The sequence below is a fragment of the Nocardia sp. CA-107356 genome, from assembly GCF_050946365.1.
Classification (GTDB): domain Bacteria; phylum Actinomycetota; class Actinomycetes; order Mycobacteriales; family Mycobacteriaceae; genus Nocardia.
This window is the reverse complement of the sequence record NZ_CP191992.1, coordinates 8,702,101-8,725,358: the sequence shown is the minus strand read 5'-3', so window position 1 is coordinate 8,725,358 and position 23,258 is coordinate 8,702,101. Positions and strand designations below refer to the sequence as shown.

Genomic DNA, 23,258 nt, shown 5'->3' with positions numbered 1-23,258 from the left:
GGGGGCAGAGGGCGAATGCGGTGAGGCCGAGCGCGATTCGGCGCAGTCTCATGCGTGCGGTCCTTCGAGCTGAATGGCGGTGGTCAGGCGGATATCGGCAACCGATCGACCGGTCGCCAGGTCGTAGACACCGGTGGGCAGTACCCAGTTTTCCGTTGCCTCGTCCCAGGATTCGGCGGCGCGGCGGGGGATCGGCATCGCCACCTCGGCTGTTTCGCCGGGCTCGGCCTCGACGACCGCGAAGGCGGCCAGTCGCCGGTCCGACCGGGATGAGTGAGCGATATAGGTCTGGATCGTCTCGCGACCGGGACGACTACCGGTATTGCGGACCCGAACCGTCAGCGTGCCGAGAGTATTGCCGATTGCGGGATCAGCGATGAACGTCGCGGCCTCGTACGCCCAGGTGGTGTAGCCGAGCCCATATCCGAACCAGTACCGTGGCGCGATCGAAATCCGTTGCCAGGCGCGATATCCGATATGAATGTCCTCCTCGTAGGCGAGAACACCACCGGTGGGTGTGACATTCAGAACCGGCGAATCATCCTGGTGCGCGGGCCAGGTAGTGGGTAGTCGCCCGCTGGGTTCGGACCGGCCCAACAGCACATCGGCGAGCGCGGCACCGCCTTCCTGTCCAGGGAACCAGGTGAGCAGAATCGCCGCCGCATCCTGGGCCCACGGCAGCTGCACGGGGGAGCCGGTATTCACCACCACGACGGTGCGCGGGTTGGCCGCGACAACCCGCGCGACCAGCTCATCCTGTCGGCCGGGCAGTGAAAGCGATGTGCGGTCGAAGCTTTCGCTCTCGACCTCGGGGGTCGTGGCGACGACCACCACGGCCACATCGGCCGACGCCGCTGCGGCGACTGCCTCTTCGATGAGCGCATCCGGATCGATATTCGGCTCCTGATGGCCGAGGGCGAACTTCTCGAAGGCAATGGGCATATCCGGCAGCGTCGTCACGGTGTGTGTGACACGCACCGAAACCGGCTGTGCTGCATCGAGTTCGACCTCGACAAGGGATTCCGGCGGCGCGAGGAAGGCGGCCAGCGGATCGCCGTCCGCGACGATGGTGTCGTCGAAATAGGTCTTATCGCCGACCCTGAGCTGGAACTGCCCTATGCCCGCGATGGCCAGCGTATGTGTTCCGGTCACCCGAGGTGTGAATGTCCCGCTGACAACGACGCTGTGCAGTTCACCGACCGCGATCCCGTCCGGGAATTCACCGACCCATTCGATGATGCCCTCCGGCAGCGGATGCTCGCCGAGCAGGCGGTCACCCGCTCCGTACAGCCGGACGCGCAGGTCGAACCCCTCCTTGGCCGGTGGGATCTTGATCCGGGGGTCCGCGCCGACGGCATAGACCACCTCGGTCTGCTCATCGAGCAACGCCCGCAAACCCTCGAGCGGGGAGACCGTATGCGGCGCGAAGACCTGGGCGCTGCCCCCGCCGAGCGCTCTCGCCTGGTCTGCGGCCTGGCCGATCACCGCGATGCGCCGGACCTGGCCGAGCGGCAGTATGTCGTTTTCGTTGCGCAGCAGCACGATCGAGCGTCGGGCGATCTCGTGCGCGAGCGCGTCGCCATTGATCGGTGCGGGAAGTGCGTCTTCGGCGACTGCCGGTGGCGCGTCGGCCAACACCCCGACCCGGGCGGCCAGTCGAAGCATATGCCGTGCCATTCGCTCGACCATCGCCTCCGGAACTCGCCCTGCGCGAACGGCTTCGGCCAGTGCCGAGCCGAAGACGGTCCGCGGCCCCGGCATCGCGATATCGAGCCCACCGCTCGCCGCGCCGACGGTATCGCGCGCCGCCGTCCAGTCCGAGACGATGGCACCGTCGAATCCCCAACGCGCACGCAGAATTTCATTCTGCAGCGCGCCGTGTTCGGTCATCGTGGTGCCATTGACGCTGTTGTATGCCGCCATCAAAGCCCACGGGCCGGCCTGTTCGACCACGGTTTCGAACGGCGCGAGATATAGCTCGTACAAGGCCCGCTGTGATACCCGCACATCGACGGTGAACCGGTCGGTCTCGGAGTCATTGGCCACAAAATGCTTCGGCGTCGCCGCAACGCCGCCCTCCTGCACGCCGGTGACATACGCCGCGCCGATCATCCCGGTGAGCAGCGGATCCTCCGAATAGCACTCGAAGTGCCTGCCGCCCAACGGGCTTCGGTGCAGATTGAGCGTCGGTGCGAGCAACATGTGCACGCCCTTGCGTCGTGCCTCCTGTGCGAGCAGCTGCCCGGCCCGCCGGGCCAGGGCGGGATCCCAGGTGGCGGCCAGCGCCGTCGGGCTCGGTAGGGCGATCGAGGGATCTTCGGGACTCCAGTGCACGCCGCGCACGCCGATCGGGCCGTCGGACATCACCAGCGAAGCCAGCCCGATCTCGGGAATCGCGGGCAATGTCCACATGTCCTGTCCGGCGAGCAGGTGGCATCGAGCATCCAGATCCAGTGCGGCCAAAGCCTTTTCGACCGCTGCGTCGCGGTCGGCCTGGTGATTCGCCATGGTTGACGTCGACTCCCTTGTTCGTCGGACGAGCAGGCCTCCACCTCGAAGTATGGTCGATATACCTAATAGCTGGTAGGTAATGTTATCAATACGTTATCAATCAGTCCGATTCGCCGACCGGTCGGATCAATCGCAGAAACTTGCGCAGCAGTGCGGGCATATCGACCTCATCCGGCGACAGCAACCACTGCTGCTGCAACCCGTCGAGGACCGCTATCAGCAGTGTCGCGGCGTCCCGATGTGAGACGCCGCGTGGCGGATCGCCGTCCAGGTCGCGCTCCAGCATGGTGGTCAGCATCTCCCGGATCTGCGCGTACCGATCGACGAAGTAGTCGCGTGCGGGATGATCCTGGGTGACGCTCTCGGCCGCCAGCACCGTGAACGACTGCACGATGCCGGGCCGCTCGGCATTGCGTTCCACCAGATCGACGAGGAAATCGAGGGTCGTGGCACTGCCCTGGGCGGTGGCGAGCAAGACGTCGAGGTCGTTCTGGTCGCGCAGTGCGAGCACATTCGCCAGCAGTGTCTGCTTATTGGGAAAGTAGTGCAGCACGCCCTGCTGGCTGAGTCCGACCCGTTCCGCCACGATCGCGATGGTCGCGCCCTGGTAACCGCGTTCGGCGAAGACCTCGAGGGCCGCCTCCAGGATCATCCGGCGTCGATCCTCGTGACCGGCCCGGCCCGGCGGGCGCCCCTGAGCCCGTGTCATGCGGCGTGCTCTTCTGCTGCGTCCATTTATCGAAGGTAGCGAATCGCCGTTGACATCGGCGGGTTCGGCGCGTCTGTTGTCCAGCAACGCTGGATCCAGTGTCTTGCGTCGGGAATTCGTTATCTATTTTCGGTGTGGGGACGGCGTATCGAGGTGCCGGTCAGCGGCGGCGCCGCCACCACCCGATCGAGGTACTCGTCGAGCGTTCCCTATTCATTTGTCTCCTGTATTTAGTTGTGGGTCAAGGATTTTCGCGTAGCGGTTACACGGCCATGCGGGTTGGCCGCCGGGCTGCCTGTAATTCATCCAGGCGCAGCCGGGTGCGGCGTGGCCCGAGCCGATATGCCGGTGGGCGTCCGTCTGCCACCGTGTTGGTGACGGTGCGGCGGGTGACGCCGAACCCCTCGGCGTCCTCCGAGGGCGTGATGTACGTTTGCTATGGCTTCACGTTGCGTTCCATGCCTGTGAATCTCTCTCCGATCGATGCTCATCATGCGGCCGACATTTCGGCGCATCCCGTGCGCGTATGAACCCGACAGGAGACAAGCATGAGCTTGGGCAACACCGCACAACTCGGTAGTCAGGGGCTCGACGAATTGGTTCCGTCGCGCTACGCGCTGCAGATCGGCGAGATCGACGTGCTGGTGATCAGCGACGGGGTGCTACCGATATCGGCCGCGACGTTGGCCACCAACGCCGACCCGGCCGACCTGGGGGCCTGGCTGGACGAGATGTTCCTGCCGCCGGACGTGCTCGACTGGCCGCTGAACGTGGTCGTGGTGCGTAGCGGCGGTCGGACCGTACTCATCGACTCCGGGCTCGGGGTGGAGTACCCGGACTACCCGCAGGCCGGGCAGTTGGCCATGCGGCTGGAGGCCGCCGGCATCGATCCCGCGTCCGTGACCGACGTGGTGCTTACCCACTTGCACATGGACCACGTCGGCGGGCTGCTCGCCGACGGGTTGAGGAGTCGGCTGCGTCCGGATCTGCGGGTCCACCTGGCGGCCGCCGAGGCCGAGTTCTGGGCGTCGCCCGATTTCTCCCGCACCTCCATTCCGCCGCCGGTGGTGGACGCGCTTCGGTCGGCCGCCTCGCGGTTCTTGGACAACTACCGCGGCCAGCTGCGGCCGTTCGAGGCAGAGTACGAGGTGGCGCCGGGGGTGCTCGTCAGTCGCACCGGCGGCCACACCCCCGGGCACAGCGTGGTCCGCCTGGCGTCCGGCGGCGACCGGCTGACGTTCGCCGGCGACGCCGTGTTCTCGGTCGGGTTCGACAGCCCCGAGTGGTTCAACGGCTTCGAACACGACCCCGAGGAGGCCGCCCGCGTCCGGGTCCGTCTTTTGCGGGAGCTGGCCTCGACCGGCGAGCCGCTGGTGGCCACTCACCTGTCGTTCCCATCCGTCGGCCGGGTGGCGGTCGCAGGCGACGCCTTTCGTTGGGTACCGGCCTGGTGGGAATACTGACCTGGCGCAGCGGTCGCGGATCGTGCTGGCGTCGGCGGAGGGTTGTCGAATATCGATGTCGCTGCGCGCGAACATGTTTCGCTGCCGACGGTCGGTAAGTGGCACAGACGTTTCCTGGGCGCGTCAACCGCGCCCGGCCTTGTTGCGTCACCGCAGTGCGGATACCACCTGTTGTGCGATGTTCTGCTCACCGAAGGTGTTGGGGTGCAGGGGGACGAAGGATGGGGTCGACAGGGAGGGGATCAGCCCGTTGATCCACTGCTGGTCGAGTGCTGCGCACATATCGTGCCCGACGCTGGAGGTGGCGGTATCGACGAAGATCGCGCCGTGTGCGGCGGATACGGTGCGCAGCAGAGCATTGAGGTCGACCAGCACGCGCTGGAGGTAGTCGGCGTCGCGTGGCCAAGCGGGCTGCTGCTCCGGACATGCGCCCGCGCGCGACGCGGTCGGATATCCGACGATCGCTACGGTGGCTTTCGGTGCGCGCGAGCGGATTTCGTCGATTGCGGTGCCGTAGACGGGTGCCAGCGCCGCGGTCCGCTCCGCGAAGGTGTCGACGCCGCCCGCGGTGAAGGCGTCCGCACATGACGTGCCATAGGGTTCCGGCAGCGGATTGCCGCACAGCAGCGCCTGCTTGGCGAGGCCGATGTCGTTGCCGCCCATGGTCATAGTGACCAGCGTGGTGTCGGGGGTCAGCGCATCGAACTGTGGCGCCGCGGTTCCGGAGACAACGCCGCGTTGTGTACTCGTGAGGTCGTCCAAGGTGGCCCCGCCGCAGGTGACGTCCTTGAACGTCTCGACGCCGAGCTCCTTCGCGACCAGTGCGGGGTAGTTGACCGCGGAGCGCGAACATGTGGTGAGTTCGGCTTGCGGAAACACGCCAGCGCCCGCGGCGAAGGAATCTCCGAGCGCGACATAGTGGATGCCCGTCGTCGGTTCGGCGACGGCTTGCCCGGTGATTGCGGCACTCGCCCCGAGTGTGATCGCCGATGCGATGACCGCCGGTCTCGCCTTTCTCATCAGGTGCTTCCAACCGCCAAGAACATGCATTTGTGTCTCCTTGTGAACCCATGACCGGACGAATTCATGCGCATAACTCACGTTGCGGGCTCGAACCTGTCGATACATCCGACCGATCCGGGCAAAGTCTAGCCACGATCCGATAATTTCGAATAACTTTCACGTCTTCCCATCGCCGGTTGTTTGCGCAGCGGACTCGGGCCGCTCGCCGTCGGGCCCGGAGCCTCGAGGAATGTTGGGGGATAGGGCATTTCGCGACAGCGAAGGTGGCGGGGTCATGTTCCGGATTCATACGATCGGGTAAGGCACTGTTGCGTTCCTCACTAATCGCTCGCTACCTGCGGAAATTCCGCCGACGCCGAGTGTGCGGGTTGACAGCGCCCGCTCGAGCTGGCTACCGTCGCCATTGTTCGCGCTGAGTCATCGCCCGCCTCGGCATTCATGGTGGAAGGTCGTCCGTACGGCCGCGCCATATGTTCCGACTGCGGGGAGGCTGTCGTTATTGCCGCACATTCGTCGCAATCCCGGAGAAACTCGGCGTGCCTTTATTCGTGCACCGAGAATGAACTCTCGCGCCTCTTAATCGACCGCCAAGACTCCACCAGTTCATATCGACGTTAGGCGCCAGGTTGTCCGTCTCGATCTCACCCGCCGAATCCGTGGACGATCTTCCTGGCCCGAGCCGGTGGCCGTTGCTGGGGAATCTCCCGCAGATGCGGCCCGCACTGCTGCACCGCCAGTTCGACGAGTGGTGCGATGAGTTCGGCCCGCTCTACCAACTCCGGATGCCGGGGCGGCGGATCGTCGTCGTCAGCGATCCCGACCTGAATCGCGAGATCTTCCGGGACCGCCCCGGTGGCTTCCGGCGCCAGTCGGCGATCGAATCGGTCATGGACGAGATGGGGTCCAACGGACTGTTCTCGCTGGAGGGTGAGGCGTGGCGGCTGCGCCGCAAGTTGGCGATGCCCGCCTTCAACGCCGCGCACCTGCGCAGCTTCCATCCCACGCTGGAGACGATCACCGGACGCTTGCAGCGGCGCTGGGAACAGCTCTCGCCCGAGGACATTCGTGGCGATCTGACCCGCTACACGGTGGATGTCACCGCCAAACTGACCTTCGACTACGACATCAACACCATCGAGCAGTCCGGCGACATCATCCAGCAGCACCTGGAGCTGATCTTCCCGCTCATCAACCGGCGGATCAACAGTCCCATCCCGTACTGGCGCTACGTCAAGCTCCCCGACGACCGGGCGCTGGAGCGCGCACTCGCCGCCCTGCGCACCGACCTGACCGGCGTCATCCGCCGGGCGCGCGCGAATCTCCCGGACAAGGCTACGAATTTCATCGAGGCCTTCCTGTTGGCACAGGATGGCAGCACCTCCTTCACCGACGACGAGCTGTTCGCCGAGGCGCTCACCATCCTCATCGCCGGTCAGGACACGACCAGCAATGCGATGGCCTGGCTGCTCTATCACCTGGCGGGCAACCCCGCTGTGCAGGAACGTATTCGGGAGGAGGTCGCCGAGATCCCTTCGGCGCTGGACCGCCAGCCGTATCTGGAAGCCGTTGTCGCCGAATCGATGCGGCTGCGCCCGACCACACCCATCGTCGGGCTGGAGGCCATCGACGACACCACCATCGACGGTGTGCACATTCCGGCGGGCACCTGGGTGATCGTCAATGTGCAGCATGCGAGCGTGCAGGAAAAGAACTTCGAGGATCCGCTGCGCTTCGATCCGGATCGCTGGCTGCGCACCGGCCACGGCACCCATCGGCCCGAGGTCTCCACGCCGTTCGGCTCGGGTCCGCGCTTCTGCCCGGGGCGCGGGTTGGCGATGTTGGAGATCAAGAGCGTCACCGGCATGGTCTGCCGCAACTTCGAGGTGCGCCTGCCCGCGGGTGCGCAGCCGCCGAAGGATCGCTTCCACTTCGCCGTCATCCCCATCGATCTCGATCTCGACCTGACTCGGCGGCGCGCCGCCGCCGCGTCCTGACCGCTAAGGATGTAGATGTCGTTGCATCGACTGACCGCGACCGACGGTGTCTGGCTGTCGCTCGAATCGCCCGATATGCCGATGCATATCGCCTTCCTGCTGGAGTTCAGCGCCCCCGAGGGCGGTGCGGCGCAATTCCTGCGGCAGTGGCGGGCCGGGCTGGACGCACCGGCGAGTCTGCCGCAACCGTGGAACTTCGTGCCGCTGAAGTTCCCGCCGCCCGGTATCGCGGCGGTGGTGCGCGAGGTCGACGATATCGACCTCAGCGAGCACATCCGGGAATGGACACTGCCGGAGCCGGGTAGTCAGGATCAGCTGACCGAGCTCATCGGCTCCATTCACCAGAAGCAGCTCGATATGAGCCGTCCGCCATGGGAATTGCACGTCATCGAGGGGCTGGCACAGGATCGTTTCGCACTCGTCCTCAAGGTGCACCACAGCCTCCTCGACGGTGCATCGGCCATGCGGCTGTTCACCGACACGTTCACCGAGGATGCCGCCGCACGCGACGTCCCGGATTTGTTCACTGTGCGCCCCGCAGCCGAGTCGGCAGAAATCGTTGTGGACAAGGTGAATCCGTTCCGTGCTCTGCTCGCCGCTCTGACCGGCTTGCTGGCCTTGTTGCGCGGTGTCGGATCCGCCGCCCGTGACGCCCTCCGTAGGGCACGCGGCGATAAGACCATGGCGCAGAAGGCCTATCAGCAGCCGGACACGATCCTGAACGGCAGCATCACCGGTGCTCGCGACCTGTCCAGGCGGCGCTATGACCTCGCGCTGTTCAAGCGACTGGCGAAGGCGGGTGACTGCACCATCAACGACATTGTGCTGTACCTGGTGAGTACCGCGCTGCGCGACTACCTGTCCAACCACGCCACCCTGCCCGAATCATCCTTGACCGCAGGTGTTCCCACCGATCTGCGCGAGGAGGACGACGTGCGCGTCGGCACCCGCGCTGGCATGATGTTCACCGCGCTCGGCACCGATATCGCCGATCCGCGCGATCGACTGAGCGCCGTCAAGTACTACATCCGTGCCGCGAAACAGCATATGGGCGCGATGGCCCCGAATGAGGTCGTCGGCTACGGACTCGCGGTGACCCTGCCGTGGATTCTCGGCCTCGGCTTCGGCTTCACCAACACCGCCGCATCCCATCCGATGGGCATCTCCAATGTGCCCGGCCCACGGAACCCGCTGTACTGGAACGGTGCTCGGCTCGAGACTATCTATCCGATCTCGCTGCTGATGCACGGCAACCCGCTGAACTTCACCTGCATCGGCTATTCGGGTGGTCTACATTTCGGTGTCCTCGGTGTGCAGGACAAGCTGCCGCCGATGGCGTACCTCACCGCGGCGATGGATACCGCACTCGACGAACTCGCCGACCTACTTCTGCCGGACGATGTCCGCGCCGCGGGGTGAGGACGATGTCGAACTACGATGTGGCGATCATCGGCTCGGGATTCAGCGGGCTCGGCGTCGCGGTGAATCTGCGTCGCCTCGGCAATGACAACTTCGTCATCCTCGAACGCGCCGCGGCCATCGGAGGCACCTGGCGCGATAACGTCTACCCCGGCTGCGCGGTGGACGTGCCCTCGGTGCTCTACTCGTATTCTTTTGCGCCGAATGCGGATTGGAGTCGCGTCTACGCGACCCAGCCCGAATTGCGCGCCTATACCGAGAATATCGTCGACACCTTCGACCTGCGGCGGCATGTGCAGCTGAACAGCGATGTGGCCGAGGCCGATTTCGACGACGCCGCCGAGCAGTGGGTGCTGCGGTTGACCGATGGCCGGCTGATCCGGGCCCGCGCCGTCGTCATGGGCTACTTCTCGCTGCACGCCGAATCGATCCCGGATATTCCGAGCCGGGCCGAATTCGCTGGGCCGCAGATGCATTCGAGTAAATGGGATTCGTCGTTCGAGCCGGAGGGTAAGCGGATCGCGGTGGTCGGCGCCGGAGCGAGCGCGGTGCAGATCGTGCCCGCGCTGGCCGAGACCGCGGCTGAGCTCGTCTCGTTCCAGCGCACCCCGGCCTGGGTGATTCCGCGTCTGGACCGGCCGATTCCGCCGACGGTGCGCAAGATATTGCGGTTCGTGCCGCCGATTCGGCTGGCGGCGCGCGGATTCGTCTTCCTGTTCCTGGAGACGATGCACTTCGCCGAATTCCATCCTCGGCTGGTGTCGGTCTACGAGCGGCTGGTCCGGAAAGTGCTGGACAAGCAGGTGCCGGATCCCGAGGTGCGGCGCAAACTCACACCCGACTACGCGTTCGGCTGTAAGCGGCCGATGGTCTCCGACGCGTACTACAGTTCGTTCGCGCGCCCGAATGTTCGGCTGAGCACCGAGAAGATCACCGAGATCACCGCGACCGGCATCCGCACCGCCGATGGTCAGCTGCACGAGGTCGATGCGATCGTGTGGGCCACCGGATTCCACGTCCAGGATTCGATCGCGCACTTCCCGGATTTCCGAACCGCGCAGACCTCGACGCGAAAGAAGTTCCAACGCGACGGATTCCGTGCCTACCGCGGCATCGCGTTCGCGGGTCTGCCGAATCTGTTCGCGGTCACCGGACCGAATACGGCGTTGCCGCATACCTCGCAATTCCTCGCCATCGAACCGACCACGAAACTCATCGCCCGAACCATCGAATACATGCGGGCCACCGGGATTCGCCGCTACAGCCCTTCCGAACACGCCGAGCGCGCCTGGGTCACCCGCGCACGGAAGCTGCTCAGCACCCGGGTGTGGTCGACCGGCGGCTGCACCAGCTACTTCATCGATGAGGACGGCACCAACACCCTGACCTGGCCGGGTGGGACCTGGAGCGTCCGACGTGACCGGCGTCGAATTCGACCGCAGGACTGGGACATCGGAGCTCACGTCCGTTCCGCGTAGCAGAATCCAATTCCATAGGGGAGGCCTTGTGCACCGCACACGTTTCGAATCAGTCGGCCCATCGACCGAAAGGCCGTGACATGTGCGGCATCAACGGAATAGTCGATTTCGCCGCACCGGTCGATCCGACCCCGATCGCGGCCATGAACGAAATCCAACGCCACCGCGGCCCCGACGGTTTCAGCACCTGGCACAGCCGCAACGTCGCCTTCGGCTTCCAGCGCTTGGCCATCGTCGATATCGCACACGGCGCCCAGCCCGCCCGCAATGAGGACGACACCATCCACGTCGTCTTCAACGGTGAGATCTACAACCATCGGGAACTGCGCGGCGGCCTCGCCGCGCGCGGGCACCAGTTCCGTAGCCACTCCGATGCCGAGGTGATTCCGCACCTCTACGAGGAGTACGGCACGGGCTTCGTCGAGCGCCTCGACGGCGATTTCGCCATCGCGCTGTGGGACGCCCGCCGGGAACGGCTGCTGCTCACCCGCGACCGCGTCGGCGTCAAACCGCTGTTCTACCACCAATCCGGCAGTCGGGTCGTCTTCGCCTCGGAGATCAAGGGCATCTTCGCCTCCGGGCTGGTCGACGCGTCGATGGACCCGCAGGGGCTCAGCGATTGCCTGTTCTACGGGCACACCATCGCACCGCGCACCTTCTGGCAGGGCGTCGACGATCTGCCGCCCGCGACCATCGTGACCATCGACCGTCGCGGCACCTCCCAGCAGCGCTACTTCACGCCCTTCCTGCGCCGCGATCCGGATGCGCCGCTGCTCACCGGCCGGGCCGCGATCGAGCGGTTCGACGCGGCGTTCACCGCCGCGGTGCGCAAGCGCCTGCCCGACGAGGTGCGGGCCGGAATCGCATTGAGCGGCGGCCTGGACAGTTCCGCCATCGCCGCGGTCGCGGCCCGCCGCTGCGACGCACCGCTCACCACCGCGAGCATTCGGCTGACCGGCGAAGTGCTCGACGAGACCCCGATGTCGCGGCTGGTCGCACAGTCGCTCGGCGTGCCGAACGACGAGGTAGAGATGACCGGCGCGCGGGCCTGTGAGCTGTTGCCGAAGAGTCTGTGGCACTTCGAATCACCGTTCTGGTACGGCGCGGTCGCGACGCCGTTTCTCGATCTGACCGCATTCGCTCGGCACCAGGGTCTCAAGGTGGCCATGAGCGGTGATGGCTCGGACGAGCTATTGGCGGGTTACGACTTCTACCGGCTGATGAAGCTGAGCGCCCGGTTCGAACAACTGAAGTTGGGCCGGGCCCAGACCGCGATCTGGCGCAATGCCACCAAATGGGTCGGTGCGCCATCGGGTCTGGACGATCACATCGTCTCCGTCGCGGGACGCCGTGCCGAATACACCGCCCGCTACGGCGAGGTGCCGCCCTGGATCTACCTGTGGAGCGCACTCGGCGACACCACCGGACCCATTGCGCCCGAAGGCCTTCCGGTGCCATCGGCACTGGCACCGCCACCGCCGCACGACAAGTTGCGCCGCCAATTGCATTTCGAGTTCTACACCCGGCTGCCGCATTGGGTACTGCCGACCTCGGATCGCTTGGGGATGGCCAACAGCATCGAGGTTCGGGTGCCCTATCTCGACCGCGATGTCATCGATGTGTGCGCCGATCTGTCGCCGGAGATGTTGGTGCACTGGGGGACCGAGAAGTACGCGCTCAAGCGGGCGACCGCCGACGTGCTGCCGAAGCAGATCGTGCGCAGGCGTAAGAAGCCGTTCATGACGCCGGTCGGTCCGTGGTATCTCACCGGTTCCGGTGCCGATCTCGCGCACGATCACCTGTCACGGGATTCGGTGCGCCGCTACGGGATCTTCGATCCGGCTGCCACGGAACGGATGTGGCGCACCGCGGTCGATCAATCCGGAACCTGGGCAGCCACGGCCGCTGAATGGGGCTGCCTGGCCGTCATGTCCACTCATCTCGTGCTCGACCAATTCCGGTCGGTCGGGGCGAGCACGCCCGGCGAGCAGATGGGGGTGGCCTCGTGAAAACCGCCGCGGCTCACGAATACGCACTGCACGGATTCGCCCAGCCCGCACTGCCTTTGGTGCTCGCCGCCGGTTCGCTGATCAAGCCGATCCGACGCGTGCCCAAACTCGGCTGGTTGGTGGCGGATCCGGAGCTGGCACGCCAGATCCACGGCGATACCGAACATTTCAGCATCATCGGCGACGGTGCCTCCGGGCACTGGTGGGGACAGATGCTCGGCGAGTGGGTCTTCGAGCTGTTCGAGGGCCAGCCGCATGTCGAATTCCGCGCGAAGGTCCGCGATCTGTTCACCCCGGAGCGATCCAGGGTGATCACCGAACGCTCGGTGGGGCCGATGCTGCGCACACTCACCGATGACCTTGCCGCAGGCAAAACCGTTGATATGGCGCAGTTCTCGCGGGAGTTCACCGGCCGCACCATGGCGGAGCTGGTCGGTCTGCCGATCGATGATTCACCCGCCGCGTACGAGGAGCTTTTCGGCCTGGTCGAGACGATGGCCAACCTCGGTAAGGGCAACTATGACACCACCGTGGTGTCGCAGCGCAATGCGCGCAAGGGACGTGCAGTGGCCGATCGTATCGCCGCATCGGTGCCCGCCGTGTACGAAACCGCCGACCCGAGCACCACTATCGGGCGCAGTCGCGAACTCGGCCTCGGACCCGAGGTCACCCGCCGGATGGCGGCCTTCCTGGTCGTAGCCGGAACCGCCACGCTGGCCAGCACTCTGGGGCGCATGGTGGCGTTGCTGCATGACAGTGGGGCCCAGCACGAGCTGATCGCGGACCGTAGCCTGATCCCGGATGCGGTGCGCGAGGCACTGCGGGTCACCAGTTCGATGCCGATCGTCGGGCGTGGCGTCGTCGAGGACATCGAGCTGGCCGGTAGGCGATTACGCGCGGGCGACCGGGTGAAGATCATGACCTGGTCGATCAACAATGCGGCCGGTGGCTATGACCTGCATCTGGGCAAGGTGCCCGAACTGCGGCAGCTCTGGTTCGGCGGCGGCAGACATATCTGCCTCGGCGCGAGCCTGACCCATGTCGAACTCGCGGCGGTATTGGAAGCCATGACCGCGGCGGGTCGCCCGTGGGTGATTACCGAACGTCGCTATCGCACGAATGTGTTCGTCCCGCTCTACCGGCGATTGGAGATCGCCCTGGTCTGATTTCGATCCGCTTGCCACGCAGTCGATTCGGGAGAATGCTTGGCAACTTATCGGGGGTCCGCCGGCCTCGGTTCGCTGTACAGAGCGTTGTTATGAGTCACGGTTGCATACCAACCGTGATGCACGTACTGTACCAACTCGTTGATGGGAACGAAGTAGTTCCTCATTGCCGGGAGGGTTTGGCGAGCATGATCCGACGTCGACGTCCGATGCAGGCTGTGGCTGCGGCAATAGCCACGTTCACCGTGTTCGCCGGAGCCGTTGTCGCGGCCGCGCCGACGCAGGCGAGCGGGCTCGACGCACAGTTCACCGCGACTCATGCTGGGCCGCAACAGTATCCCAACGTCTATATCGACTGGGACGTCCCGATCACCATGAGTGACGGCACAGTGTTGAAGGCGAATGTCTACCACCCGGCCGACGCGTCCGGCCGTCCGATCGTCGAGCCGACGCCGACCATCGTGAACCTGACGCCCTACACCAAACTGGTGGCGAATATCGCCGACTCCGTGCTGGCCGTTCCCGGCCTGGCCGATCCATTGATGCAGGCGCTGCACAGCTTCGATCTGTCCGCCTACGGTTTGAGCGGAATCAGTGATCTGGCACAGGCTTTGGCGGGCGGCACCGCACGCACCTTCGCCGTGGATCGCAAACTGGTGCAGAGCGGCTACACCCAGGTGGTCGTCGATGTGCGCGGCACCGGTTTTTCGCAGGGCACCTGGCAGGTGTTCGGCGAGCGCGAGCAGCAGGACGGCGTCGAGGTCGTCGACTGGGCGGCGGCGCAGCCGTGGTCGAACGGCAAGATCGGTATGAGCGGCATCTCCTACTCGGCGATCAATCAGCTGCAGACCGCCGAGCGCAGACCCGCTGCGCTGCAGGCGATCTTCCCGATCGTGCCGGGCAGCGATCTGATCCGCGACGTGGCCGCGCCCGGTGGTGCGCTGGGCATCGGGTTCATTCCGGAGTGGCTCCTCGCCGTCGACGGGACGAAGCTGATTCCGGATGTGGTGTCGATGCTCGCCGGGAAGTTCGACTGGACCTGGCTGGTCGACCGCGTCCGTGACCCGTTCACCTTCTTCAATATGATCATCATGGCCCTGGGCACGCAGAGCATGGATCAGATTCCGCCCGAGATGTATTCGGTGCTCGATGACCACAGTCCATTGCGCACCGCCTGGATCGGGCATCCCGACCGGATCGATGTGCCGACCTTCGTCTACGGCGGCTGGCAGGACATCTTCGCCTACTCTTCGCCGCGGGTCTACAACGCGATCAATGTCGCGGACAGCCAGAAGAAGCTGGTGATGGACAACAACTATCACGTCACCACCGGCTCGGGCATGGGTGATGCCGACGGGCCCGCGGCTTTGGATGTATTGCAGCGCGCGTGGTTCGACAAGTGGCTCAAGGGCATCGATAACGGCATCGATGACTACGACCAAGTGACCCTGTGGCAGCAGGGCGGTGGCTGGACCCACACCTCGAGCTTCCCGCGGCCCGATATGGATTACCGCCGGATGTATTTGAACGCGGCGCCCTCGGGCACCGCGCCGGGCAGCGCGCACGACGGCAGTCTCACCGCGGAACCGGGCGGACCCGCGCGGGTAACGATCGCGCCCGGCCTGACCACGCTCTGCTCGCGCGACGGTGCGCAGGGCACCGCGGGCATCGTGCCCCTGCCGGATATCTGCACGAAGGATTCGCGGATCGCCGAGATCAATGGGCTGACCTTCACCAGCGCGCCGGTGAATGTCGCGACGCCCATCTCCGGCCCGATCGCGGTGCACCTGAATACGGTGCTGGACGCCACCGACGGCTACTGGACGGTGTCGCTGAACGATGTCGCGCCGGACGGACGTTCGACGCAGTGGACGCACGGCCAGCGGACCGCGTCGCTGCGTGCGGTCGACGAGAGCAAGGCCACCCGCTCGGCCAACGGCGACTACACCGATCCCTATCCGTACCTGACGCTGGATACCCGCGAGCCGATCGTGCCCGGCCAGCCGACCGTCCTCGATATCGGCATGTTCGCCACCGACGGTGTGCTGCAACCGGGACATCGGCTGCGCGTCGATGTCTACGCCGGGAACTTTCCGAGCAGTCTTCCGTTGCGCCCCTTGCTGAATGAGAGCGGTCTGCGGCCGCAGCACATCGAACTGGATCCGAATCAGCCGAGCTGGGTGAACATTCCGGTCGAGGGCGATCCGGGCTGGTGATTCAGGCGGGGCCGGAGCCGAGCAATACCAGCGCAGCGCGAGTCAGTGTGGGCGCCAAGGCCGGTAGTTCCTGCGGCCCGGATTCGATCAGTGTGGCCCTGACCCGATCGTCGATGCCGCCGAGCAGGACATCGATCAGTCCGGGATCGGGTTCGGCGTGAACTTCGCCCGCGCGCACGCCGATTCGCGCCGCCGCGACCATGCGGTAGCCGAACATGCGGTGCGTGCGGGCCCGGCGGGCGATGAGTCCCGGTCCGGCGGCGAGGGTTTCGATATGCAGCGCACGCGCCGCGGCCGGTTCGGCGGCCAGGAACTCCAGATACGTCCGCAGCGTCGTGCGCACGAGTTCGACGAAGGTATCCGCGCCCGATTCGGCGACCACGCGGTCCAACTCGCGGGTGATGACATCCACCGCGAAATCGAATGCGGCGGTGAAGCATTCCTCTTTGCTCTCGAACAGCCCGTAGAACGTTCGCCGCGCCACCCGCGCTCTGCCGACGATATCGGTGATGGTGGTCGGGCCGTACCCCAACTCCGCAACCGCCTCCAATGCGGCGATACAGAGCCGCTCGCGCTGTGCCGTCGCGACCTCGTCCCGGGTCAATCGATGCGGCCCCCGGGGCAGGCGTTCCGGAGAAGCGCTGGTCAAGACGGTCATAATGTCGACGATTCTGCCACACCCAGCACTTTCGCCCAGAAGTTCCGGCCCGGTGCTCAGCTCAGCGCAGAGCGCTGCCCTCGAGCCACTCATCCCACTGCATACCCCAGTCGCCGTTCTGCCAGACCTCGAGCGGTGCGCCGCCGGTATTGCGGACCTCGACGACATCGCCGGGAATCGCAAAGTTGAAGAACCACTGGGCATTGGTCGCGCTCAGGTTGAGGCAGCCGTGCGAGAGGTTCTGGCTGCCCTGCGCCCAGACGGTGGAGTCGAGCTGGTGCAGATAGATTCCGTCGGTGCTGATGCGCGTGGCCCAGCCGATGGCCTCCTTGTAGCCGAGCCGGGAATTGACCGGCAGGCCATAGGTGGAGGAGTCCATGATCACCGGGTTGCCCTTGTCCATCACGGTGTAGACGCCCGGTTGGGTCCAGAAGCTGAGCGTCTTGCCCGCGATGACCTCACTGCCGCCCCGCCCCATCGAGGTGGGCATGGTGCGGATCAGATTCCCGTTCTCGAAGACCTGAACCTGTTTGGTGTTGTCGTCGGCGATGGAGACGTGCGATGGGCCGATGGTGAAGGTGGTCTTGCTGTCCTCCTGGCCGTACAGACCACCGCCGAGGTCCGCGCCGTAAATATTGGCCGCCACGGTCACCTTGGTGCCCGGTGCGTAGTACTGCTGCGGTCGCCAGTGCGCATTGCGCTTGTCGAGCCAGTACCAGGAACCCTCGACCGGCGGGTTGGTCGTCACCGAAAGCCGCTTCTCGGCGACTGCCTTATCGGGGACGTCTTCGTCGAAATGCGCGACGACGACGGTGCCGACGCCGAAGGTGCCGCCGTCGGTCAACGGGGTGCCGCCGGTGGTGGTCAGATACACCTTGGTCTGGTTGTTCGGCGCGAGCGTGGTAAAGGTCGAGGTGGTCGGGCCGATGCGGCCGGTGATGGTGAGGCTTTCGGCGGAGATCGTGTAGGTGTGCCCGTAGCCGAGCGGTTCGGTGGGCTTCCACGCCGTCTTGTCCGGGGTGTAGATGCCCTCGATCGGTCGACCCGCCTCATTGGTCAGGGTCACCGAGGTCAGCATGCCGTCGTTCGCGTTCACCACGACCGGTGCCAGCGGATCGACATTGTTGCCGCCGCCAGGGGTAATGGCGATCGGGGGGAGCGGTGGCCCGGCCGGTGTGGTCGGGGCGTCCGGTTCGGACGAACATCCGGCGACGACCAGCGCCGTCACCAATGCAAAACCCGCAGTTGCTCTCCACCGGAAACGGCGACTCGACATGACTCTCCTGTGTTTCGCCGTGCGTTCCCTGCAGCGCGCACCTACGACGTACTGGCCCGTGCCGTAGTTTACCGGCCATTCGGCGCGGACTATGCCGCTGACGGTGTGACCTGCGCCGATATCCGCCGGTCAGTTGACGCAGGGGACAGTGCTGCCGATCGTGGTCGCAACCGGCTTGCCGGCGTCGGGTGCTGGCACCGCGGAGGTGGTGGTCGGGGTCGCGCTCGAGGTGGGCGTGAGTCCGGCGGGCATGGTGAAGTCGGTGCCGACGACGACGGTGATATGCCCCGGTTCGACATTCGGCGATGCCGTGGCGGTGAGGCCCAGGGTGTCGGCCAGTTGCGCGGCGTCGGACTCCGCGCCGAGGCCAGCGGTGATCGTGGACGTCGTACCGTCGGCACGAGTGCCATTGGCCACGATGCCCTGCGGATAGCCGCGCTTGGTGAGTGCGCTGGAAAGCTGGGCGGCCCGGCCGGGGTACCCGCTCGCATTGTGGACATCGACGGTGCTGGTCGGTGTGTGGACCGGTGTGGTCGGCGGGGTGTCGATGTCGAAGGCGGCGCGCACTTCCTTCTTGATGGCCGCCGGATCGACGATATTGACGTCCTGACCGTCGATATTGTCGTAGTGCAGCACCGGCAGGGTCCGGAATTCGACCGAGATCGAGGCCGCCGAGCCGAGGTCGCGGGCGAAGTCGAGCAGGTTCCAGCCGTCGGACAGCACGATATCGCGGTGCGCCACATCCATCAGGCCGGAGAGCTTGCCGAAGTTGGTCAAGGTGCCGGTGTCCTTCAGCGATTTGGCGACCGAGGTCAGGAAGGCCTGCTGGCGGTGGGTTCGGTCGAGGTCGCCGTTTTCGAGCCCGTGCCGCTGGCGCACGAAGGACAGCGCGTTCGCGGCATCGAGGTGCTGCGGGCCAGCGGGGAATACCGCGCCGGAGTAGTAGCTGTCGTCGACCGCGTGGTTGAGGCAGACGTCGACGCCGCCGAGCTTATCCGCCAGGTCGTAGAAGCCGACGAGCGAGATCTCGGCGAAGCGATCGATGGGGACGCCGACCAGATTGCGCACCGTCTGCACGATCGATGCGCGGCCCGCCTCGCGGCCGGCGCGCTCCAGGGCAACCCTGTCCTTCTGGCCCGCGTTCTCCATTTTGGTTTCCGCGGCGGCCTTTTTCAGGCCGTAGGCCTCCTTGATCTTGGCGTGGTCGTAGCCGGGGATACCGGAGACCGCGACATAGTCGTCGCGCGGAATGGAGAAGGCGACGATCTTGTGCATATCTGCCGGAATATGCAGCAGAATAAGCGAATTCGCGTTGTATCCGCCATTGTCGCCGTCGCCCGCGTGCAGCTGGTCCAGGATCTCCTTCGGCAAATCCTTGCCGTCGAGGTCCTTTCTGGTGTCCAAGCCGATCAGCAGGATATTGAGGTCGCCGCCGAGTGAGCGCGGCGCGTCCTTGCCGATCGCATCGGTGTGGGTGAAGCCGTTGTCGAATTGGGTCTTGGCCGACCAGGCGAATCCGGTGCCGGAGAGCACCGCGAGCGCGGTCATCGAGGTCAGCACGCGCATCGCGATCTTGGCCGCTCGGCGGCCGCGATGTGCGGATCGGGCCGCGCGCCGATGCCGGGCCTGGCTTGCCGTCGGCGTGATTTTGGGCAGTTCGACTGTGTCGTCATCCATGGCGGCCGGCCTCGTCCCGGATCATTTTCGCCGCCTCAACTCTCGTCTCGATTCATTCGACACAGCGCACATCCGGGTCTTACCCACTACCGACTAGTTGTCACTCCGAACTGTTCCAGTGATACCGGCTGCACTCGGCGCAGGCAAGAATCGGACATTGTGACCTGCACAGATTCACGTTTAGGGTCGTAGTTATGACTGCTCCCGTACTTCTCGTCCTCGGCGCCGGTCCCGGTGTCGGTCTTTCGGTCGGCCGCCGTTTCGCGCGCGACGGATATGTGGTCGTGCTGGCCTGCCGCCTGGTCGAGGAGGCCGAGCCGTTGGTGCGAGAACTGCGGGAAGAGGGTTTTGCTGCCGAGGGGGTCGGTGTGGATCTGGCGGATCCCGCCGATATCACTCGCATTGTGACCGGGGTGGGCGAGCGAAATGGTCGGATCGACGTGCTGCACTTCAATCCGAGTATCTTCCGGGAGGCGGATCCATTGAAATTGACCGCTGCGGAGTTGATCGAGGACTTCACCATCGGTGCCGCGGCGCTGCTGCCCGCGGTACAGGCCGCAAGGCCGTTCTTCGCCGCGGGCTCGCGCGTGCTGGTCACCGGCAGTGCGGCGGCGGATAAGCCGTGGAACCAGGCCGCATCGCTCGGCGTACAGAAGGCGGCGGTGCGCAACCTCGTCACCAGCCTGGACACCACCTTGGCTGCCGAGGGCCATCGCGCCGTCGCGGTGCAGATCAACGGCGTGCTCGGCGAGGGCGCGTTCACCAGGGATCGGGTGGCCGAGGCGCTGCACGCGGCCGCCGTCCGCCCGCTCGAGGAATGGACGCCACACGTCTCCTACAACGGCTGATCCAATGTGACACGCCAACCGGCGACACGCCCGCTACGAATTCTCCTTCGAACCGAATGGACCCGCACCGAGTATCACCGTTTGCCCCGAGGATGCTCGGCCATGCTGGCCGTGGAAATGGAGGATGCATGCGGCAGTTCGCGGTGAGGGCGGCCTTGGTTGCTGTGCTGATGCTTGCGGTGCTGTCGAATCTCGCGGCGTCCTCCGCCCAACCGGCTCAGGTGCGTACCGAACTGTTGCGAGCCGGGCTCGATGCCCTGGTCCTCGCGACCGCCGTTCCCGGTGCCCAGCTGGTCGTGACTGCTGATGGCGGGGAAACCCAGATCAATAGTGGCGTAGGCGATCTCGCGACGGGCGATGCATTCCCGGATGCCTCGCAGGTCCGGATCGCCAGCAATACCAAGACATTCGTGGCGACTGTGGTATTGCAATTGGTCGGGGAGGGGCGAGTTGAGCTCGACGCTCCGATCGAGCGGTACCTCCCGGGTGTCGTGCGTGATCCCGGCGGCGACGGGAATCGGATCACCGTCCGAAATCTGTTGCAGCACACCAGCGGGATTCCGGACTACCTCACCCGATTGAATCCGGACTCCGTCGAGGCGTTGCAGCGCTACCAAACCGCTGATCAGCTGATCCGGCTCGGCCTGGACGCTCCGGCGCGGTTCGCGCCCGGCTCGGAGGTCGGCTACTCCAATACCGACTACCTGCTGGCCGGGAAGCTGATCGAGCAGGTGACCGGACAGCCGGTGGGTGTCGAGGTGACCAAGCGCATCCTGATGCCGCTGGCATTGCGCGACACCTACTGGCCCGCGTTCCCGCGCGAGACCGTGATCCGCGGCCCACACCCGCGCGGATATCAGTACTACAACGTCACTCGGTTCGATATCACCGATATCGACCCGAGTTGGGGCCTGGCCGACGGCGCGTTGGTCTCCACGGGCGCCGACCTGAACCGGTTCTTCACGGCTCTGCTGACCGGAGGATTGCTCGCCCCAGCGGAACTCGCCGAGATGCAGCGCACGATACCGAGCTTCGATGTGCCGCTTGCCGACGGTATCGGACTCGGTCTGTTCCACCGCACCAATGCCTGTGGCGCCGATATCTGGAGCCACGGCGGTGCCATGGAGGGGACCTTCGTCTTCGGCGGTTACACTTCCGCCCGCTCGATCACGATCAGCCTCAACCAACTCCCACCGCTGTACGGCCTGGGGTACGAGGCGGCCATGGAGGGCCTGGTAGACGCCGCTTTCTGCGGGTAGCTACAGCCGGTTGCGCGGCCCGGTCGAAGTGTTCGCGCCGGTCAGGAAGGCCGACATTGCGGTGGCGACCGCTTCGGGCTGGTCGAGCATGGATAAGACGTAGGCGTCTTCGATCTCGACCAACGTGCCCTTGGGTAGCAGTTCGGCCAGCCTGCGGCCGTGCTCGCGTGGCATGACCTTGCCCGCGGCCGACCACAGGATCAGTGCGTCGCCGGAAAAGTGTTGCAGTGCCTCGGTATTGGCGATCAGATCGGCTTTCGGGAAACCGGACTTCGCGTACTTCATCAGATCCCGCCGAATCGCCTTGTCGCGCAACGCTGGTTCGGTCCAGCCGTGCACCAGAGCATTCGGGAGCGGCTGTCGCGCCATCCAACCCATCATCAGCGGCGAATTGCGCAGCCAGCGAATTCGCAACTGCCGCAGGGCGAGCGGAATACCACCGGGCAGCGCCACCGCGACGGCGACCATCTTCCCGGGCAGGCCGGGCGGGAAGTTGTCGAACGCCTCGCATGGCAGCACGATGATCCGGCCGACGCGTTCGTCCGCGCCGTAGGCGGTCAGGACAATCCGCCACCCCAATCGGTGTGCACCAGCGTCACATCCCGCAGGTCCAATGCGGCAAGGAAATCCGCGATGATGCGATTCAGCCCGCGCAGTGAGAGATCGGCATCGGGACGCATCGGTATCGCATGCGCGCCGAGTGGCAGGTCGGGCAGCACATAGCGAAACCCGTTGGGCAGCAGGTCGATCACCCGATCCCACTGCGTGTGGTTCATCAACAGTCCGTGCAGCAGCACTACCGCAGGCCCTTGGCCGCGTTCGACGTATTCGATTCGACCGGCGGCTATCTCGACAGTTGGCATCCGCGAACCTCCACTAGAGTAGTCGCTCTAGAGTGCATGCTCTAGTCTTACGTTGTGGATGCAGCGATGTCAACCAGGGAACGGATCATCACCGCCATGGCCGAGCTGATGCGCGGACAGGGCTATGGCGCGACGACCGTGAAGCAGGTGAGCGAGCTGGCGCACGCGCCGATGGGCTCGCTGTATCACCACTTCCCGCAGGGTAAACAGCAGATCGCGGCCGAGGCCCTGCGCGCGGCGGGTGCGGCGTATATCCAGTTGCTGCCGCTCCTGATGGATCCGCACGACAGTTTGCGCGTGGCGGTGCCCGCCGCCTTCATCGAGGCGGCCGAGCAGATGGAGCAGGCCGGGTGGATCAATATGTGCCCGGTCGCCACGATCGCGGGTGAGATCGCGGACAGTGAACCCGCGCTGCGCGAGGTCGCGGCCGAGGTGATCGACTCATGGGTGCGCGAGTGCACCGACTACTTCACCCGCCGCGGACTGGACGCACCCGAGGCGCGCCGATTCGCCTTCGCGCTCTCGAGTGCACTCGAGGGCGCGTTCATCCTCAGTCGCACACTGCATTCGACCGAACCGCTGCGCGCGGCGGGCCGGACACTGGCCTCGCACTTGGCCAGCGACCGAGCACCCGCAGCTCATCGAGGCTAGGCGAAATGTGGCTCGAATGCCGCGGTCGCGAGCCACCA

At 65.5% G+C, this 23,258-nt stretch carries 17 protein-coding genes and 1 pseudogene; 10 read left to right on the top strand and 8 right to left on the bottom strand.

Annotated features, from left to right (window positions below; genetic code table 11):
* Positions 1 to 48: 48 nt before the first annotated feature.
* The 3 genes from ACQP1G_RS39360 to ACQP1G_RS39350 all read right to left on the bottom strand — a co-directional run bounded on the left by ACQP1G_RS39360 (position 49) and on the right by ACQP1G_RS39350 (position 3,647).
* Complete coding sequence (locus ACQP1G_RS39360; RefSeq protein ID WP_433194756.1) at positions 49 to 2,508, bottom strand: beta-glucosidase H; 2,460 nt, start codon at positions 2,506 to 2,508, stop codon at positions 49 to 51.
* 103 nt (positions 2,509 to 2,611) lie between these two features.
* Positions 2,612 to 3,220 (bottom strand): TetR/AcrR family transcriptional regulator, encoded by a 609-nt coding sequence (locus tag ACQP1G_RS39355; RefSeq protein ID WP_433194755.1) that lies wholly within the window; start codon positions 3,218 to 3,220, stop codon positions 2,612 to 2,614.
* Positions 3,221 to 3,482: 262 nt separating this feature from the next.
* Positions 3,483 to 3,647, bottom strand: coding sequence for an excisionase family DNA-binding protein (locus tag ACQP1G_RS39350; protein WP_433209192.1), 165 nt, complete (start codon positions 3,645 to 3,647; stop codon positions 3,483 to 3,485).
* A gap of 121 nt (positions 3,648 to 3,768) precedes the next feature.
* Between ACQP1G_RS39350 and ACQP1G_RS39345 the strand changes: the two genes are divergently transcribed.
* Positions 3,769 to 4,683 carry an MBL fold metallo-hydrolase gene (locus ACQP1G_RS39345; protein WP_433194754.1) on the top strand — a complete coding sequence of 305 codons (915 nt, stop codon included), beginning with the start codon at positions 3,769 to 3,771 and terminating at the stop codon, positions 4,681 to 4,683.
* 147 nt (positions 4,684 to 4,830) lie between these two features.
* Here the strand turns inward: ACQP1G_RS39345 and ACQP1G_RS39340 are convergent, their stop codons facing one another.
* Positions 4,831 to 5,703 carry an SGNH/GDSL hydrolase family protein gene (locus ACQP1G_RS39340; protein ID WP_433194753.1) on the bottom strand — a complete coding sequence of 291 codons (873 nt, stop codon included), beginning with the start codon at positions 5,701 to 5,703 and terminating at the stop codon, positions 4,831 to 4,833.
* Positions 5,704 to 6,332: 629 nt separating this feature from the next.
* Between ACQP1G_RS39340 and ACQP1G_RS39335 the strand changes: the two genes are divergently transcribed.
* From ACQP1G_RS39335 to ACQP1G_RS39310, 6 genes are all read left to right on the top strand, one after another.
* On the top strand, positions 6,333 to 7,700 hold the full coding sequence (locus tag ACQP1G_RS39335; RefSeq protein WP_433194752.1) for a cytochrome P450: 1,368 nt from the start codon (positions 6,333 to 6,335) through the stop codon (positions 7,698 to 7,700).
* Between the two features lie 15 nt (positions 7,701 to 7,715).
* Positions 7,716 to 9,119: a wax ester/triacylglycerol synthase family O-acyltransferase gene (locus tag ACQP1G_RS39330; protein WP_433194751.1), complete on the top strand. Its 1,404-nt coding sequence runs from the start codon at positions 7,716 to 7,718 to the stop codon at positions 9,117 to 9,119.
* 5 nt (positions 9,120 to 9,124) lie between these two features.
* On the top strand, positions 9,125 to 10,597 hold the full coding sequence (locus ACQP1G_RS39325; RefSeq protein WP_433194750.1) for a flavin-containing monooxygenase: 1,473 nt from the start codon (positions 9,125 to 9,127) through the stop codon (positions 10,595 to 10,597).
* A gap of 80 nt (positions 10,598 to 10,677) precedes the next feature.
* Entirely contained in the window at positions 10,678 to 12,606 is a 1,929-nt protein-coding gene (asnB, locus tag ACQP1G_RS39320) for an asparagine synthase (glutamine-hydrolyzing) (protein WP_433194749.1), read from the top strand.
* The gene (locus tag ACQP1G_RS39315; RefSeq protein WP_433194748.1) at positions 12,603 to 13,772 is read left to right on the top strand and encodes a cytochrome P450; all 1,170 of its coding nucleotides are present in this window, start codon (positions 12,603 to 12,605) and stop codon (positions 13,770 to 13,772) included. Before asnB ends, ACQP1G_RS39315 begins: the two co-directional genes overlap by 4 nt.
* Before the next feature lie 209 nt (positions 13,773 to 13,981).
* Positions 13,982 to 15,988, top strand: coding sequence for a CocE/NonD family hydrolase (locus ACQP1G_RS39310; RefSeq protein WP_433209189.1), 2,007 nt, complete (start codon positions 13,982 to 13,984; stop codon positions 15,986 to 15,988).
* A 1-nt stretch (position 15,989) separates the two neighbouring features.
* Here ACQP1G_RS39310 and ACQP1G_RS39305 read toward each other — a convergent pair whose 3' ends face one another.
* From ACQP1G_RS39305 to ACQP1G_RS39295, 3 genes are all read right to left on the bottom strand, one after another.
* The gene (locus ACQP1G_RS39305) at positions 15,990 to 16,646 is read right to left on the bottom strand and encodes a TetR/AcrR family transcriptional regulator (protein ID WP_433194747.1); all 657 of its coding nucleotides are present in this window, start codon (positions 16,644 to 16,646) and stop codon (positions 15,990 to 15,992) included.
* Between the two features lie 61 nt (positions 16,647 to 16,707).
* Positions 16,708 to 17,922, bottom strand: coding sequence for a L,D-transpeptidase (locus ACQP1G_RS39300; protein ID WP_433194746.1), 1,215 nt, complete (start codon positions 17,920 to 17,922; stop codon positions 16,708 to 16,710).
* Between the two features lie 129 nt (positions 17,923 to 18,051).
* A complete protein-coding gene (locus ACQP1G_RS39295; protein WP_433194745.1) occupies positions 18,052 to 19,599 on the bottom strand; it encodes an LCP family protein in 1,548 nt (515 codons plus the stop codon).
* Between the two features lie 194 nt (positions 19,600 to 19,793).
* Between ACQP1G_RS39295 and ACQP1G_RS39290 the strand changes: the two genes are divergently transcribed.
* On the top strand, positions 19,794 to 20,447 hold the full coding sequence (locus ACQP1G_RS39290) for an SDR family NAD(P)-dependent oxidoreductase (RefSeq protein WP_433194744.1): 654 nt from the start codon (positions 19,794 to 19,796) through the stop codon (positions 20,445 to 20,447).
* 128 nt (positions 20,448 to 20,575) lie between these two features.
* Entirely contained in the window at positions 20,576 to 21,706 is a 1,131-nt protein-coding gene (locus ACQP1G_RS39285; RefSeq protein ID WP_433194743.1) for a serine hydrolase domain-containing protein, read from the top strand.
* On the opposite strand, the pseudogene ACQP1G_RS39280 reads toward ACQP1G_RS39285, so the two are convergent.
* A pseudogene (locus ACQP1G_RS39280) lies at positions 21,707 to 22,569 on the bottom strand (alpha/beta fold hydrolase).
* A gap of 66 nt (positions 22,570 to 22,635) precedes the next feature.
* On the opposite strand from ACQP1G_RS39280, the gene ACQP1G_RS39275 reads away from it, so the two are divergent.
* Positions 22,636 to 23,220 carry a TetR/AcrR family transcriptional regulator gene (locus ACQP1G_RS39275; RefSeq protein WP_433194742.1) on the top strand — a complete coding sequence of 195 codons (585 nt, stop codon included), beginning with the start codon at positions 22,636 to 22,638 and terminating at the stop codon, positions 23,218 to 23,220.
* The last annotated feature ends 38 nt before the right edge of the window (positions 23,221 to 23,258 follow it).

What these genes read in the sequence shown, in the direction of transcription:
- ACQP1G_RS39360 (WP_433194756.1), bottom strand. Translation starts at nt 2,508, where the DNA reads ATGGCGAATCACCAGGCCGACCGCGACGCAGCGGTCGAAAAGGCTTTG.
- ACQP1G_RS39355 (WP_433194755.1), bottom strand. Translation starts at nt 3,220, where the DNA reads ATGACACGGGCTCAGGGGCGCCCGCCGGGCCGGGCCGGTCACGAGGAT.
- ACQP1G_RS39345 (WP_433194754.1), top strand. Translation starts at nt 3,769, where the DNA reads ATGAGCTTGGGCAACACCGCACAACTCGGTAGTCAGGGGCTCGACGAA.
- ACQP1G_RS39340 (WP_433194753.1), bottom strand. Translation starts at nt 5,703, where the DNA reads ATGAGAAAGGCGAGACCGGCGGTCATCGCATCGGCGATCACACTCGGG.
- ACQP1G_RS39330 (WP_433194751.1), top strand. Translation starts at nt 7,716, where the DNA reads ATGTCGTTGCATCGACTGACCGCGACCGACGGTGTCTGGCTGTCGCTC.
- ACQP1G_RS39325 (WP_433194750.1), top strand. Translation starts at nt 9,125, where the DNA reads ATGTCGAACTACGATGTGGCGATCATCGGCTCGGGATTCAGCGGGCTC.
- asnB (WP_433194749.1), top strand. Translation starts at nt 10,678, where the DNA reads ATGTGCGGCATCAACGGAATAGTCGATTTCGCCGCACCGGTCGATCCG.
- ACQP1G_RS39310 (WP_433209189.1), top strand. Translation starts at nt 13,982, where the DNA reads ATGCAGGCTGTGGCTGCGGCAATAGCCACGTTCACCGTGTTCGCCGGA.
- ACQP1G_RS39305 (WP_433194747.1), bottom strand. Translation starts at nt 16,646, where the DNA reads ATGACCGTCTTGACCAGCGCTTCTCCGGAACGCCTGCCCCGGGGGCCG.
- ACQP1G_RS39300 (WP_433194746.1), bottom strand. Translation starts at nt 17,922, where the DNA reads ATGTCGAGTCGCCGTTTCCGGTGGAGAGCAACTGCGGGTTTTGCATTG.
- ACQP1G_RS39295 (WP_433194745.1), bottom strand. Translation starts at nt 19,599, where the DNA reads ATGGATGACGACACAGTCGAACTGCCCAAAATCACGCCGACGGCAAGC.
- ACQP1G_RS39290 (WP_433194744.1), top strand. Translation starts at nt 19,794, where the DNA reads ATGACTGCTCCCGTACTTCTCGTCCTCGGCGCCGGTCCCGGTGTCGGT.
- ACQP1G_RS39285 (WP_433194743.1), top strand. Translation starts at nt 20,576, where the DNA reads ATGCGGCAGTTCGCGGTGAGGGCGGCCTTGGTTGCTGTGCTGATGCTT.
- ACQP1G_RS39275 (WP_433194742.1), top strand. Translation starts at nt 22,636, where the DNA reads ATGTCAACCAGGGAACGGATCATCACCGCCATGGCCGAGCTGATGCGC.